The organism is Isoptericola aurantiacus, from assembly GCF_044769875.1.
Lineage (GTDB): Bacteria > Actinomycetota > Actinomycetes > Actinomycetales > Cellulomonadaceae > Isoptericola > Isoptericola aurantiacus.
Map to the genome: position 1 here is coordinate 1 of NZ_JBJBAE010000007.1, position 12,787 is coordinate 12,787.

Genomic DNA, 12,787 nt, shown 5'->3' on the forward strand with positions numbered 1-12,787 from the left:
CGGAACCAGGAGCCGGGCACCTCGTCGTGGGGTCCGTGGCAGGTGAGCGCCGGCTGACCTCCTGACGTCCCACCCCTCGACGTTGTGGGTATGAAATTGACGGCCTTCCACCACTGGAGGGCCGTCAATTTCATACCCACAACGTCGAGGGGTGGCGGCGCAGCGGGCGGCGGGCGCTACCGGCGCACGGCCCCCGTGGACTCGCGGACCATGAGCCGGGGGCTGATCGCCTCGCGGTGCACGGGGCGCGACGGGTCGCCGAGCCGCTTGAGCAGCAGGTCCACGGCGGCGTGCCCGACGGCGTCCCGCGGGGGGCGCACGGCGGTCATGGCGGGGCTGAACAGGCTCGCCACCTCGTCGTCGTAGGCCACGATCGACAGGTCGCCCGGCACGGAGAGCCCCCGGTCCATGGCGCGCTGCGCGACGGCGGACGCCTCCGGGTCGGAGTGCACCAGCAGCGCCGTGGTGCCGGAGCCGAGCGCGGTGTCGACGACCTCGTCGACCACGCCGGAGAACTCCGGCCGGCTGCGGTCCGGCGCGAGGCGCTCGAAGTGCTCGGCGCTCGTCAGGCCCAGCTCGTGGCAGGCCGCGCGCCAGCCGGCGGCGATCTTGCGCGAGGTGGGCGACTCCCGGGAGAGCACGAGCCCGACCCGGCGGTGGCCGAGGTCGGCGAGGTGGTGGACGGCCATGAGCGCGCCGAGCGCGTGGTCCGAGACCACGGCCTCGAGCGCCGCCCGGTGCGGTCCCCGGGTCGCCTCCCGCTCGACCAGCACGTGCGGCACCCCGGAGGTCGCGAGCCAGGTGACGACGTCGCCCGCCGTCGGCCCGTCCATCCGGGGCGCGCAGATCAGCCCCCGCACGCCGTCGACCTCCACGAGGCGGCGCAGGGCCGGGCGCTCGTCGGCGATGTCGTAGGAGGACCCGCGCAGCACGATCCGCAGGCCGTGCCGGCGCGCCTCGGCCTCCATGCCGCGCACCACGCCGGGCCAGTAGTAGTCCAGGGACGGCACCAGCACACCGATGGCGGCGCTCGACGGCGGCAGCGCGGTCCCGTCGTCGTCTCCCGCGTCGGGGTCGGGTGCGCCGACGCCGCGGGACGGTCCGGCCGCGACGGCGCCGCCGTGCACGCGCTCGAGCCGGCCCTCCCGCTCGAGCCGCGCGATGTCGCGCCGCACCGTCACCGGGGTCACGCCCAGCTCGGTCGTGAGGTCGGCGACCCGCACGACGCCGTCGCGCTCGAGCGCGGCCAGCAGGTGGGACCGGCGCTCGGCAGGCAGGGGGGAGCGCGCCGGCTCGGTGGTCATCGGACCTCCTGGATCAGGGGGGTGGCGACCACGCGCAGCGCGTCGCGGCCGGTGACGTCCAGGTCGAGGCGGGTGAGGCGGTCGCCCCAGACGTCGGAGAGCATCGGGTCGTCGAGAGGCCGCTCGGTGGCGGTGGCCGGGACGTCGTCGGGCCAGCGCAGCTCGACCGGGGCGGCGTCGTCGAGCGGACGGACGACGGCGTGCCCCGGCCCCAGGGTGACGTCCCCGGCGAGCAGGAACCGCACGCTGGTCGGCCCCGCCCCGGCATCGAGGTCCCAGGCGTCGTCGACGACGACGCGTGCGGCGTCGGACCTCTCGAGGCGGGCGCTGCGCCGCCAGGACCGCAGCCCCGCCACGGGGTAGGCGCCGGCGAGGTCGAGCCTCAGCCCGGCGCCGTCGTCGACCACCGCGACGTCCCGGGCCGCGAACGCGGCGCCGATGCCCTGGGCGGTGCCCGCGATCTCGGGCACGCCGTGCCAGGAGGACTGCATGGTCCAGATGTCGTAGCGGTCGGGGCCGAACGTCTTCGCCGTGTAGGTGGGGCGCCCGGCGTCCACGACGACGGGGACGCCGTCGGACGCGACGACGACGGAACCGACGTCGGCGTGGTTGTGCGCCTCGCCGTTGTGGCCGCCCTTGGCGGCCAGCGTGAGGCCGGCGGGCGTCCCGCCGTGCTCCCGGGCGATCAGCACCTGGGTGGAGGGCCACCACACGCTCGCGGGCAGCGGCGCGGTGGCGCCGGCGTCGACGGCGGCGTGCCAGGCGGTGTCGGTGATCCCCCGCAGGAGGCGGGCCAGCCCGGCGTGCTCCCCGGCCAGCGGTGCGCCGGCGGGGACCCGGGAGGCGGCGTACGCCGCGGCGTCGCCGTCGCCGACGGCGCGGGCCGCCCGGTGCAGGGCGTGCCACGGGTGGACGTCGGTGGGGCGGGCCTGGGCGTCGGCGACGGACAGGTACCAGTCGCCGCCGAGGTGCATGCGGTGGGGGAAGGCGACGGTCTCCCGCAGGGCGGGCGGCACGACGGCGGGGTCCAGCGCGTCGAGGGCGCCGCCGGTGGCGTGCCGCAGGACGTCGAGGGCCTCCAGGGTGCGGCAGGCGCCGTTCCACCAGTAGCCGTAGCCCTCGTCGATCGCGCCGTCGGCGGGCAGCGCGGCCACGTACCGGTCGATGCCCTCCAGGCACAGGTCCACCACCCGGGTCCGCTCGGGCCCGGCGTCGAGGAGCCGCAGCGCGGTGACCAGCACGTTCCCGTGGATCCACGGGTTCCAGTTGTGCACGGGGGTGTCCAGGCCGAGCCAGTGCCAGTCGCGGCGGCGCAGGAACGGCTCGACGACGCGGGTGCGGGCCTCGTGGCGCACCCGGGCGCGCAGACCCGGGTAGCGGGCGTCCAGCAGGTCGCCCAGCACGTGGTCGGCCCAGGCGAGCTGACCGGCGGCCTCGCCGGCGCCGAGGTCGAGGTAGGGGTCGGTCACGGTCGGCAGCACGGCGCCGTGCCGGGTGCGGGTGTCGTCGTGGGCGGGCCAGCACCAGGAGGACTGCTCGCAGAGCTGCCAGATCCCGTCGGCGGCCTCGTCGACCCAGCGGTCCTCGAGGGTGGTGGCGGCGAGCAGGACGGCGCGCGACAGCCGGTGCTGCCGGGTGAACACGAGCTGTTCGTGGGTGTCGCGGTCGCCGTCGCGGTGGACGCGCGCGGCGGTGCTGGCCAGCGGCTGGGGCCAGGGTGCGGCGAGGTCGCGGTCGGCGCGCGTCGCGACGTCGTCGGCGGTGGGGCGGTGCACGACGCCGGAGCGCGGGTCCCAGACGGACCGCTCGGTGGCGGGGGCCAGCGGCAGGGCGTCGACGGGATCGCGCAGCAGGGTGCCCAGGGGTGTGCCGCGCAGGGTCGGGGCGAAGGCCGCGGCGAGCGGCCCGGTGAAGCGGTCGGTCCCCATCTCTCCTCATCGAGATCGGTGTATGACTCATTTCAGCAGCGAAACGATCGGAAACGATCATCACAGTACAGCAACGCGGTTGACATGGCGAGAAGATGAGCACTTTACTTCGAACATGTTCGGTCACGGAGGATCGAACCTGATCGCCACGGCGGCGATCCATCCGACTGAAGAAGGACGGCATGTTCGAGTCAGCGACGCTCCCCGGTGACCCCGGCACGGCCCCTGCGGCCGACGCCTGGGACCGGGACCGGTGGGCGGCCCACGCCGACCGGATGCTCGCCGCCGTCGCCCCGTACACCTCGCCCGCCGGATCGCTCGTGACGCTCCCCGGCGCCGAGGGCGGCTACGGCCGGGCGATCGACGGCCTCGAAGGCTTCGCCCGCACCTTCCTCCTGGCGGGGTTCCGGCTCGCGGGGGAGCGCGGCGCGGACCCGCACGGGTACGCCGACCGGTTCGCCGCCGGGATCGCCGCCGGCACCGACCCCGCGTCACCCGAGAGGTGGCGGCGCCTGTCCGAGCACGCCCAGGCCAAGGTCGAGGCCGCCTCGATCGCGCTGATGCTCGACATGACCCGCCCCTGGATCTGGGACCGGCTCGACGCGCGGGTCCAGGAGCAGGTCGTGGACTACCTCGCCGAGGCCGTCGGCGACGACACCTACCCCCGCATCAACTGGGTCTGGTTCCGCCTCGTCGTGCAGACGTTCCTCCGCTCCGTCGGCGGGCCCTGCTCGCTCACCGAGATGCGCGCCGACCTCGCCACACACGACACGTTCGTGCGCGCCGACGGCTGGCTCGCCGACGGCCCCGAGCGCTCGTTCGACCACTACAACGGGTGGGCGCTCCACCTGTACCCGACGCTCTGGGCCCGCATGGCCGGGGCCGAGGACCTCGCCGCGCCCCGTCGCGAGCACGACGTCGCGCAGCTCGACCGGTTCCTCGGCGACGCGCTCGCGCTGATCGGCGGCGACGGCTCCCCGCTGATCCAGGGCCGCTCCCTCGCCTACCGGTTCGCCGCCGCCGCACCCTTCTGGGTCGGGGCCATGGCCGAGGTCCCCTCGCACACGCCGGGCCGGCTGCGCCACGCCGCCTCCGCCGTCGTCGGCCACTTCGCCACGCACGGCGCCCCCGACGACGACGGTCTGCTCACGCTCGGCTGGCACCACGCCTGGCCGCGGATCGCGCAGGCGTATTCCGGGCCCGGCTCGCCCTACTGGGCGAGCAAGGGGATGCTCGGGCTCGCGCTGCCCGCCGACCACCCCGCCTGGACCGCACCGGCCGAGCCGCTGCCCGTCCAGGAGGCCGACGTGCTGCGCGCCGTCGCCGCGCCCGGCTGGATCGTCAGCGGGACCCGGGCCGACGGCGTCGTGCGGGTGGTCAACCACGGCACCGACCACGCCCTGCCCGGGGACGACGTCGGCGACTCGCCGCTCTACGCGCGCCTGGGATACTCCACCGCCACCAGCCCGTGGCTCGACGAGGAGAGCTGGGCCTCGCCCGCCGACCAGTCGGTCGCGCTGCTCGACACCACCGGGCGGGCCTCGCACCGCGCAGGGTTCGAGGTGCTCCAGGGTCCGCGGATCGAGGGCGAGGGCACCACCGCCGTGGGCGTCGCGGCGTCCCGCGCCCACGCCCGGTGGCTGGAGGTCGAGCCCGGTCAGCGCGACCACGGGTCCGGACGCCGCGGTGCGACCACGCCCGCCGGCACCCTGACCACCGTCTCGCTCGTGCGCGGTCCCTGGGAGGTGCGGTGCGTCCGCGTCGAGGAGCTGCCCGACCGCGCCGCGCCGACCGCGCTGCGCGTCACCGGCTGGCCCACGGTGGACGGCGACGGCCTGGACTCGCGCCTCGACCCGCTCGTCGGGAGCTGGGCCGCGGGCACGGAGTCCCGCGACGGCGCCGACCCGCTCGGTGAGGGCGCCCGGGTGCCGTTCCTCGACACCCAGCCGGCGCCGGGCCGCTGGGCCGCCGTGCTGCTGACCCTGCGGCGCGGCCCCGATCCCGTGGCGGACGAACCCGCCACCTGCACGCTCGACGGTGCCGACGCCGTCGTCCGCTGGCCCGACGGCGTCACCACGACGACGCGGCTGGTCTGAACCGTACGACCCCTGTCACGACGGCCCGACGACGGTCCGTCCACTCGAAGGAGAGAACACCGATGAAGCGCACGATCCCCACCGCGGCCGGTGCAGCCGTCGCGGTCGTCCTGGCCCTCACCGCCTGCAGCGGCGGCGACACCGGCGAGTCGGGCGGCAGCGACGACGCCGCGGCGGCCGAGGGTCCCGTGACCCTGACCCTGGCCGGGTGGAGCCTGTCCACCACACCGGAGTTCCAGACGCTCGCGGACGCGTACCACGAGGAGAACCCCGACGTCACCGTCGAGCTCGCCGAGTACGACGCCACCGAGTACGACACCCAGATGACGGCCGACCTCGCCGCCGGGTCCGCGCCCGACATCTACGTGCTGAAGAACCTCAAGAACTTCTGGACCTACTACGACGGCGGACAGCTCCTGGACGTCTCCGACGTCACCTCCGGGCTCGACCCGGCCACGGGCGGCGCCGACTTCTACGAGGTCGAGGGCACCAGCTACGCGGTCCCCTACCGCCAGGACTCCTGGTTCCTCTACTACAACCAGGACCTGTTCGACGAGGCGGGCGTCGACGCGCCGGACGGCTCGTGGACGTGGGACGACTACGCCACCGCCGCCAAGGACCTCACCAGCGGCCTGAAGGACTCCGGCAGCAAGGCGCTCGGCACCTACCAGCACTCCTGGCAGTCCGTGGTGCAGGGCTTCGCCCTGGCCCAGACCGAGGGGGCCGACCTGACCAGCGGCGACTTCGGCTACCTCGAGCCGTTCTACGACCAGGCGATCGAGCTGCAGGACGCCGGTGCCCAGGAGGACTTCGGCACCGTCACCACCAACCAGCTCACCTACCAGGCGCAGTTCGGCACCCAGCAGGCCGCCATGATGCCGATGGGCTCCTGGTACGTGGCCACCCTGCTCGCGCAGCAGGAGTCCGGCGACGCCGACGAGTTCAACTGGGGCATGGCCCCGATCCCGCAGGTCGACTCCTCCACGACCGGCATGGACGCCACGCCGGTGACCTTCGGTGACCCGACCGGCCTGGGCATCAACCCGGCCATCGACGAGGAGAAGGTCGCCGCCGCGAAGGACTTCCTCGCGTTCGCGGCCGGCGAGGGCGGTGCCGACGCGCTCGCCGCCATCGGCATCACCCCGGCGCTGCTGAGCGACGGCGTCGTCGACACGTACTTCGGCATCGACGGCGTCCCCGGCGACGACCTGTCGAAGTTCGCCTTCGCGACGCACGACACCCGTCCGGAGAACCCGGTCGACGCGAACACCGCCGCCCTGCAGAACATCCTGGGCGACACCCACTCGGAGATCATGTCCGAGTCGTCGTCGGTGGCCGACGCCATCGCCGGCGCGGAGTCCCGCGCCGCCTCCGAGGTCGGCTGAACCGCAGGCGCAGGCTGAACCGGACCCCGTCGTCCCGGGGGTGTCGCGCCCGCCGCGACATCCCCGGGGCCACCCCGCCGAGACACAGGAGTCACCCATGGCGACGACGACCGTCGACGACCGCCGCAGCGGTCCCCCGGGCCCCCTCCCGGGCGCGCCGCCCGGCCCCCGCCGGCGGCGGCCGGGCAGCCGGCTCAAGCTGCGCAACACCCTCATCGGGTGGAGCTTCATCCTGCCGAACTTCGTCGGCTTCGCCCTGCTGACCCTCGTTCCCGTCATCGCGCTGTTCTACTTCTCGCTGACGGAGTGGAACGTGTTCGGCGGTGCCGAGTTCATCGGCCTGGACAACTTCACGCGGCTGGTCGGTGACCCCAGCTACCGCACCGCGCTGCTGAACACCCTCTACTACTCGGGTGTCCACATCCCTGCCACGCTGGTGGCCGCGATGTGCCTCGCGCTCCTGCTCAACCGCAAGCTGCGCGGCGTCGCGTTCTTCCGCACGGTGGCCTTCTTCCCGTACATCACCTCGATCGTCGCGATCGCCGTGGTGTGGAACATGCTGTTCAGCCCCGAGTACGGGCCGATCAACCAGTTCCTGACCTTCCTCGGCGTGGACGACCCGCCCGGGTGGACGACGTCGGCCGACTCCTCCATGCCCGCCGTGATCATCGTCGGCGTGTGGCGCGAGATGGGCTACTACATGCTGCTGCTCCTCGCGGGGCTGCAGACCGTGCCGCCGGAGCTCTACGAGGCGGCCCGCGTCGACGGCGCCGGAGCGTGGTCCCGGTTCTGGAACGTCACGCTGCCGTGCCTGCGCCCCACCATGTTCTTCGTCACCGTGATCCTGACGATCAACAGCCTCAAGGTCTTCGACCTCATCCTCGTGATGACCGACGGCGGGCCCGGGCAGTCGACGCTGGTCCTGAGCCAGTTCATCTACGCCAAGGGCTTCGAGGAGAACCAGTTCGGGTACGCCTCCGCCGTCGCCGTGACGCTGTTCTTCATCTGCATCGCCGTCACGATCTTCCAGTTCCTGTGGAACCGAAGGAGGGACGCCTGATGGCTACCGTCTCCCCGTCCGCCGTCGACCCCGCGGCCACGACCCTGCGCCCCGCGCAGGTACGGGCCCGTCGGCGGAGCCTGGCCTCGCGGATGGTCGGCTACGCGGCGCTGATCGTGGCCGCCGCGGGCATCCTGCTGCCGTTCGTGTGGATGGTCATCTCCTCGCTGAAGGAGAACAACCAGGTCTTCACCGTGCCGCTGCAGTGGATCCCCGACCCGTTCGTGTGGCAGAACTACGTCGACATCTGGGCGAAGTCCGACATGACGACGTGGATCAAGAACACCCTGATCCTGTCGGTGGGCGTGACGTTCCTGCAGGTGCTGACCGGCAGCTTCGCCGCCTACGGGTTCTCCAAGATGCGGTTCCCGGGCCGCGACGCCCTGTTCCTGCTCTACGTGGCGACCATCGCGGTGCCGTGGCAGGCGTACATGATCCCGCAGTTCGTCATGCTGTCGAACGTGGGGCTGTCCAACACCCTGTGGTCGATCCTGGCGCTGCAGACCTTCAGCGCCTTCGGCGTGTTCCTCATGAAGCAGTACTACGAGTCGATCCCCGAGTCGCTCAGCGAGGCCGCCCGGATCGACGGCATGAGCGAGTACGGCATCTGGCGGCGCATCATCCTGCCGCTGTCCACGCCCGCGATCGCGAGCCTGACGCTGTTGACCTTCGTCAACACGTGGAACGACTACCTCGGGCCGCTCATCTACCTGCGCAGCCCGGACCTGTGGACGCTGCAGCTCGGTCTGCAGACGTTCGTCGGCCAGTACAACGCCGAGCACGCCCTCATCATGGCGGGCTCCGTGATCTCCGTGCTGCCGATCGCCGTGATCTTCCTGTTCGGCCAGAGGTTCTTCGTGCAGGGCATCGCCACCGCGGGGGTGAAGGGATGAGCCGGGCGCACCGCACGAGCACCGGGACGCCGCAGCGGCGTCGGCTCGTCAGCCAGGAGATGTACGAGACGGTCTTCGGGACCGTGTACGTCGGGCTGGCCACCAACGCGTTGCTCGCCGTGGCCTGCCTGCCCGTCCTCGTGCTGCTGATGACCACCGACCCCACGGCGTCCTGGCCGGCGCTCGCGCTGGTCGCCCCGCTCACGGCGCCGGCGCTGGTCGGTGCGTTCGCGGTCTTCACCGCGCTCTCGGCCGACGGGTCCACGACGGCGGTGCGCACCTTCTGGCGCGCGTACCGCCGTCACCTGCGGCGGTCCCTGGCGATCGGTGCGCTGGCGAGCGCCGTCGTCGTGGTGCTCGCCGTCGACGTCGCGGCCGTGTGGGGCGCGCGCGTCGGCGCCGCGGCGATCCCCGTGTTCGTCACGTTGCTGGTCCTGACCGTCCTCACCGCGCTCATGGCGCTCGCGGCCGTGCCCGTCCTGCCGGACGCCCGGCTGCGCGACCTGCTGCGCACCAGCCTCTACCTGGCGGTGCGCCGCTGGTACGCCAGCGTCGGCGCCGTCGTCGTCCTGGGCCTGCTGGCCGCCGTCACGACGGCCAAGCCGGCTCTCGCGGTCGGGTTCCTCACGGCGCCGCTGCTCTTCGTCGTCTGGGGCGGCTACCGCGCCGCCCTGCGCTCCGTCGTGCCCGACGACGCCGCCCCGCCCGCGCACGCCGCGGCCGCTGCCTCCTGAACCACCCCGACGGCGCGCCGCGGCGCGCCGGAAAGCGAGACCGACCGATGTCCTCCACCGACGTGCGCGCCACCGCGCCGACGTCCGAGCCGGATCCCGGCGCCGGCCAGTACCCCGACCGCACCCCCCTCCGGGCGGCGGTCGAGGCCGCCGTGGCCACCGTGCGGCGCAACGCCGCCGCGTTCGGGGCGCGGTACCCCGACTCGACCACGCGGGAGAACGTCTACCCGCTGCGACCGGCCACCGCGGAGTTCGCCGAGGGGGCCAACCGCGACTGGACCACCAGCTTCTGGCCCGGCATGCAGTGGCGGGCCGTCGAGCTCACCGGTGACACCGAGCTGCGTGGCGCCGCGATGGCGCACGCCGCCGACTTCGCCCGCCGGGTGCACGCCGGCGAGGACCTCGACACCCACGACCTGGGGTTCCTCTACACGCTGTCCTGCGTCGACGCCTGGCGACTCGCCGGCGACGAGGCCGCGCGGGACGCGGCGCTGGCCGCCGCCGACCACCTCATGACGCGGTTCCTGCCGTCGGCCGGCATCGTGCAGGCGTGGGGCGACCTGTCCGACCCGGCACAGCGCGGCCGGACCATCGTGGACAGCCTCATGAACATGCCGCTGCTGACCTGGGCCACGGAGGTCACCGGTGACGAGCGGTACGCCGACGTCGTGGCCCGGCACGTGGTGCAGGTGCGCACGCACCTGCTGCGCGACGACGACTCGACGTTCCACACGTTCTACTGGGACCCGGTCTCGGGGGAGCCGCTGCGAGGCGCGACCGAGCAGGGCGCCGGTGACGACTCCTGCTGGGCGCGCGGTCAGGCGTGGGGGATCTTCGGGTTCGCGCTGCACCACCGCACCTCCGGCGACCCGGAGTCGCTGCGCGCCTCGCAGCGGTGCGCCGACTACTTCCTCGCCCACCTGCCGGCGGACGGCGTGCCCTTCTGGGACCTGGTCTACACCGACGGCTCGCAGGCACCCCGCGACTCCTCGGCCGCGGCCATCGCGGTCTGCGGGCTGCTGGAGCTCGCGTCCGTCCTGCCCGACGCCGACCGGGCCGCCGCGTACGACGCCGCGGCACGGCGGATGCTCGCCGCGCTGGTGACGGGGTACACCCCGGCGCGGCACCAGCGCGCCGACGCGCTGCTGCTGCACGCCGTCTACGACGCCCCCAAGGGCAAGGGCGTCGACGAGGGCTGCCTGTGGGGCGACTACTACTACCTGGAGGCGCTGACCCGCCTCACGCTGCCCGGCTGGGTCTCGCCCTGGTGGCCCGCCGCACCCGCCGTCCCGACCCGGGACACCGTGACCGACGCCGTCCTGCCCGACACCGACGGAGGCAACGCATGATTCTCGAGACGTTCCGGCTCGACGGGAAGGTCGCCCTGGTCACCGGCACCAGCCGCGGCCTCGGGCAGGGCGCCGCCGTGGCGCTCGCCGAGGCCGGGGCGGACGTCGCCCTGCTGGACCGCAGCGTGCCCACCGAGACGATCGCCCGCGTCGAGGCCCTGGGGCGCAGGGTGCACAGCGTGCAGCGCGACCTGGCCGCCGCGACCCCGGCGGACCTCGACTCCGCCGTCGCGGAGGTCGAGGACGCGCTGGGGGCGGTGGACGTGCTGGTCAACAACGCGGGCACGATCCGTCGCGCGCCGGCCGCCGAGCACCCCGCCGAGGACTGGGACACCGTCCTGGCGGTCAACCTCGACGCCGTGTTCCACCTGTCCCGCGCCGTCGGCCGGGGCATGCTCGAGCGGGGCTCGGGCTCGATCATCAACGTCGCCTCGATGCTGTCCTTCCAGGGCGGCATCCTCGTGCCCGGCTACGCGGCGTCCAAGCACGCCGTCGTCGGGCTGACCAAGGCGCTCGCGAACGAGTGGGCCGGGCGGGGCGTCAACGTCAACGCCGTGGCCCCCGGCTACATGGCCACGGACAACACCGCGCCGATCCGCGCCGACGCCGAGCGCGAGCAGTCGATCTCGGCACGCATCCCCGCCGGCCGCTGGGGGACGCCCGACGACCTCGCGGGGATCGTCGTCTACCTGGCCTCGCCGGCCTCGGCCTACGTCCACGGGGCCGTCGTCCCCGTGGACGGCGGCTGGCTGGTGCGCTGAGCCGCGCACGGCATCACCGACCGAACGACCGCACCACACGGAGGAGCATCATGGAACAGCGCTACGCGACCAACCCCGAGCAGATCCCGGGGATGACCACGCAGGACCTGCGCGACCGGTTCCTCGTCGAGGACCTGTTCGTCCCCGGCGAGGTCCGCACGGTCTACACCCACCACGACCGCATCGTGCTCGGCGGGGCGCTGCCCGGCGCCGAGCCGGTCGCGCTGCCGAACCCGGCCGAGCTGCGCGCCGAGTACTTCCTGCAGCGGCGCGAGGCCGGGATCGTCAACGTGGGCGCCACGGGGACGGTGACCGCCGACGGCGAGTCCTACGAGCTGCCGAACGGTGCCCTGCTGTACCTCGGCAGCGGCACCCAGGACGTGACCTTCGCGGGCGAGGGCGCCGCGTTCTACCTGTTCTCGGCCCCCGCGCACACGAGCTATCCCACGGTGCTGACGCTGCCCGGCGAGGGGAACACCCTCGAGCTCGGCGACCAGGTCACCTCGAACCGGCGCTCGCTGGAGCAGGTCGTGCACGCCAAGGGGGTGCAGTCCTGCCAGGTGGTGATGGGCGTGACCCGGCTCCACGAGGGTTCCATGTGGAACACGATGCCGGCGCACACCCACGACCGGCGCACCGAGTGCTACCTGTACTTCGACCTGCCGGAGGACGCGCGGGTGCTGCACCTGTGCGGTGAGCCCACCGAGACCCGGCACCTCACCGTGGCCGACCGCCAGGCGATCATCTCGCCGTCGTGGTCGGTGCACTCGGGGGTGGGGACCGCCAACTACTCGTTCGTCTGGGCGATGGCGGGGGAGAACCAGGACTTCACCGACATGGACGCGGTGCCGCCCACCGAGATCCGCTGAGGTCGCGCGCGCCGCACCCCCTCGCGAGGTAGGCCACCCCTTCCCGGGATAGGCCACCTGCCGGCGGGGTAGGCCACCCCTTCCCGGGGTAGGCCACCGCCTCGCGAGGTAGGGCACCGCCTCGCGAGGTAGGGCACCTGCCGGCGGAGTAGGTACGCCCCTCGCGAGGTGGTGCTCAGGCCGCGAACGCCTTGCGCTCGTCGGGCATGAGGATCCAGAAGATGACGTAGGCGAGGAACTGCGGCCCCGGGATCAGGACCGATGCGACGGCCAGGACGCGGACCAGGGTCCGGTCCCACCCGAAGTAGTCGGCGATACCGGCGCACACGCCGCCGAGGATCCGACCGCGACTCGGCCGGTAGAGCTTGCGGGGCTGGGCGGTCTGAGGAGTGCTCATGTTCCGACACT

The 12,787-nt window shown here is 73.5% G+C and carries 11 protein-coding genes; 8 read left to right on the plus strand and 3 right to left on the minus strand.

From position 1 onward, the window contains the following. Positions 1 to 176: 176 nt before the first annotated feature. Both ACIQLL_RS16485 and ACIQLL_RS16490 read right to left on the minus strand, forming a co-directional pair. Positions 177 to 1,304 (minus strand): substrate-binding domain-containing protein, encoded by a 1,128-nt coding sequence (locus ACIQLL_RS16485; protein ID WP_402469494.1) that lies wholly within the window; start codon positions 1,302 to 1,304, stop codon positions 177 to 179. Beyond that, positions 1,301 to 3,232, minus strand: a complete 1,932-nt coding sequence (locus ACIQLL_RS16490; protein ID WP_402469496.1) for a heparinase II/III domain-containing protein — start codon at positions 3,230 to 3,232, stop codon at positions 1,301 to 1,303. Before ACIQLL_RS16490 ends, ACIQLL_RS16485 begins: the two co-directional genes overlap by 4 nt. 182 nt (positions 3,233 to 3,414) lie before the next feature. On the opposite strand from ACIQLL_RS16490, the gene ACIQLL_RS16495 reads away from it, so the two are divergent. From ACIQLL_RS16495 to kduI, 8 genes are all read left to right on the plus strand, one after another. Beyond that, positions 3,415 to 5,328, plus strand: coding sequence for a DUF2264 domain-containing protein (locus tag ACIQLL_RS16495; protein WP_402469499.1), 1,914 nt, complete (start codon positions 3,415 to 3,417; stop codon positions 5,326 to 5,328). 62 nt (positions 5,329 to 5,390) lie between these two features. Then, positions 5,391 to 6,713: an ABC transporter substrate-binding protein gene (locus ACIQLL_RS16500; protein ID WP_402469501.1), complete on the plus strand. Its 1,323-nt coding sequence runs from the start codon at positions 5,391 to 5,393 to the stop codon at positions 6,711 to 6,713. Positions 6,714 to 6,810: 97 nt separating this feature from the next. Further along, the gene (locus ACIQLL_RS16505; protein WP_402469503.1) at positions 6,811 to 7,773 is read left to right on the plus strand and encodes a carbohydrate ABC transporter permease; all 963 of its coding nucleotides are present in this window, start codon (positions 6,811 to 6,813) and stop codon (positions 7,771 to 7,773) included. Further along, a complete protein-coding gene (locus ACIQLL_RS16510) occupies positions 7,773 to 8,666 on the plus strand; it encodes a carbohydrate ABC transporter permease (RefSeq protein WP_402469506.1) in 894 nt (297 codons plus the stop codon). The genes ACIQLL_RS16505 and ACIQLL_RS16510 overlap by 1 nt, the downstream gene beginning before the upstream one ends. Beyond that, positions 8,663 to 9,400 carry a DUF624 domain-containing protein gene (locus ACIQLL_RS16515; protein ID WP_402469508.1) on the plus strand — a complete coding sequence of 246 codons (738 nt, stop codon included), beginning with the start codon at positions 8,663 to 8,665 and terminating at the stop codon, positions 9,398 to 9,400. The genes ACIQLL_RS16510 and ACIQLL_RS16515 overlap by 4 nt, the downstream gene beginning before the upstream one ends. Before the next feature lie 47 nt (positions 9,401 to 9,447). Further along, positions 9,448 to 10,749 (plus strand): glycoside hydrolase family 88 protein, encoded by a 1,302-nt coding sequence (locus ACIQLL_RS16520; protein ID WP_402469510.1) that lies wholly within the window; start codon positions 9,448 to 9,450, stop codon positions 10,747 to 10,749. After that, positions 10,746 to 11,510: a 2-dehydro-3-deoxy-D-gluconate 5-dehydrogenase KduD gene (gene kduD, locus ACIQLL_RS16525; protein WP_402469513.1), complete on the plus strand. Its 765-nt coding sequence runs from the start codon at positions 10,746 to 10,748 to the stop codon at positions 11,508 to 11,510. The genes ACIQLL_RS16520 and kduD overlap by 4 nt, the downstream gene beginning before the upstream one ends. A gap of 50 nt (positions 11,511 to 11,560) precedes the next feature. Next, positions 11,561 to 12,379, plus strand: a complete 819-nt coding sequence (kduI, locus tag ACIQLL_RS16530; protein ID WP_402469515.1) for a 5-dehydro-4-deoxy-D-glucuronate isomerase — start codon at positions 11,561 to 11,563, stop codon at positions 12,377 to 12,379. A 175-nt stretch (positions 12,380 to 12,554) separates the two neighbouring features. Here kduI and ACIQLL_RS16535 read toward each other — a convergent pair whose 3' ends face one another. After that, positions 12,555 to 12,776, minus strand: coding sequence for a PspC domain-containing protein (locus ACIQLL_RS16535; protein WP_402469518.1), 222 nt, complete (start codon positions 12,774 to 12,776; stop codon positions 12,555 to 12,557). Between the last annotated feature and the right edge of the window lie 11 nt (positions 12,777 to 12,787).

Bases quoted from the DNA above. Each gene is read 5' to 3' on its own strand.
- ACIQLL_RS16485 (WP_402469494.1), bottom strand. From the start codon at position 1,304: ATGACCACCGAGCCGGCGCGCTCCCCCCTGCCTGCCGAGCGCCGGTCC.
- ACIQLL_RS16490 (WP_402469496.1), bottom strand. From the start codon at position 3,232: ATGGGGACCGACCGCTTCACCGGGCCGCTCGCCGCGGCCTTCGCCCCG.
- ACIQLL_RS16495 (WP_402469499.1), top strand. From the start codon at position 3,415: ATGTTCGAGTCAGCGACGCTCCCCGGTGACCCCGGCACGGCCCCTGCG.
- ACIQLL_RS16500 (WP_402469501.1), top strand. From the start codon at position 5,391: ATGAAGCGCACGATCCCCACCGCGGCCGGTGCAGCCGTCGCGGTCGTC.
- ACIQLL_RS16505 (WP_402469503.1), top strand. From the start codon at position 6,811: ATGGCGACGACGACCGTCGACGACCGCCGCAGCGGTCCCCCGGGCCCC.
- ACIQLL_RS16510 (WP_402469506.1), top strand. From the start codon at position 7,773: ATGGCTACCGTCTCCCCGTCCGCCGTCGACCCCGCGGCCACGACCCTG.
- ACIQLL_RS16515 (WP_402469508.1), top strand. From the start codon at position 8,663: ATGAGCCGGGCGCACCGCACGAGCACCGGGACGCCGCAGCGGCGTCGG.
- ACIQLL_RS16520 (WP_402469510.1), top strand. From the start codon at position 9,448: ATGTCCTCCACCGACGTGCGCGCCACCGCGCCGACGTCCGAGCCGGAT.
- kduD (WP_402469513.1), top strand. From the start codon at position 10,746: ATGATTCTCGAGACGTTCCGGCTCGACGGGAAGGTCGCCCTGGTCACC.
- kduI (WP_402469515.1), top strand. From the start codon at position 11,561: ATGGAACAGCGCTACGCGACCAACCCCGAGCAGATCCCGGGGATGACC.
- ACIQLL_RS16535 (WP_402469518.1), bottom strand. From the start codon at position 12,776: ATGAGCACTCCTCAGACCGCCCAGCCCCGCAAGCTCTACCGGCCGAGT.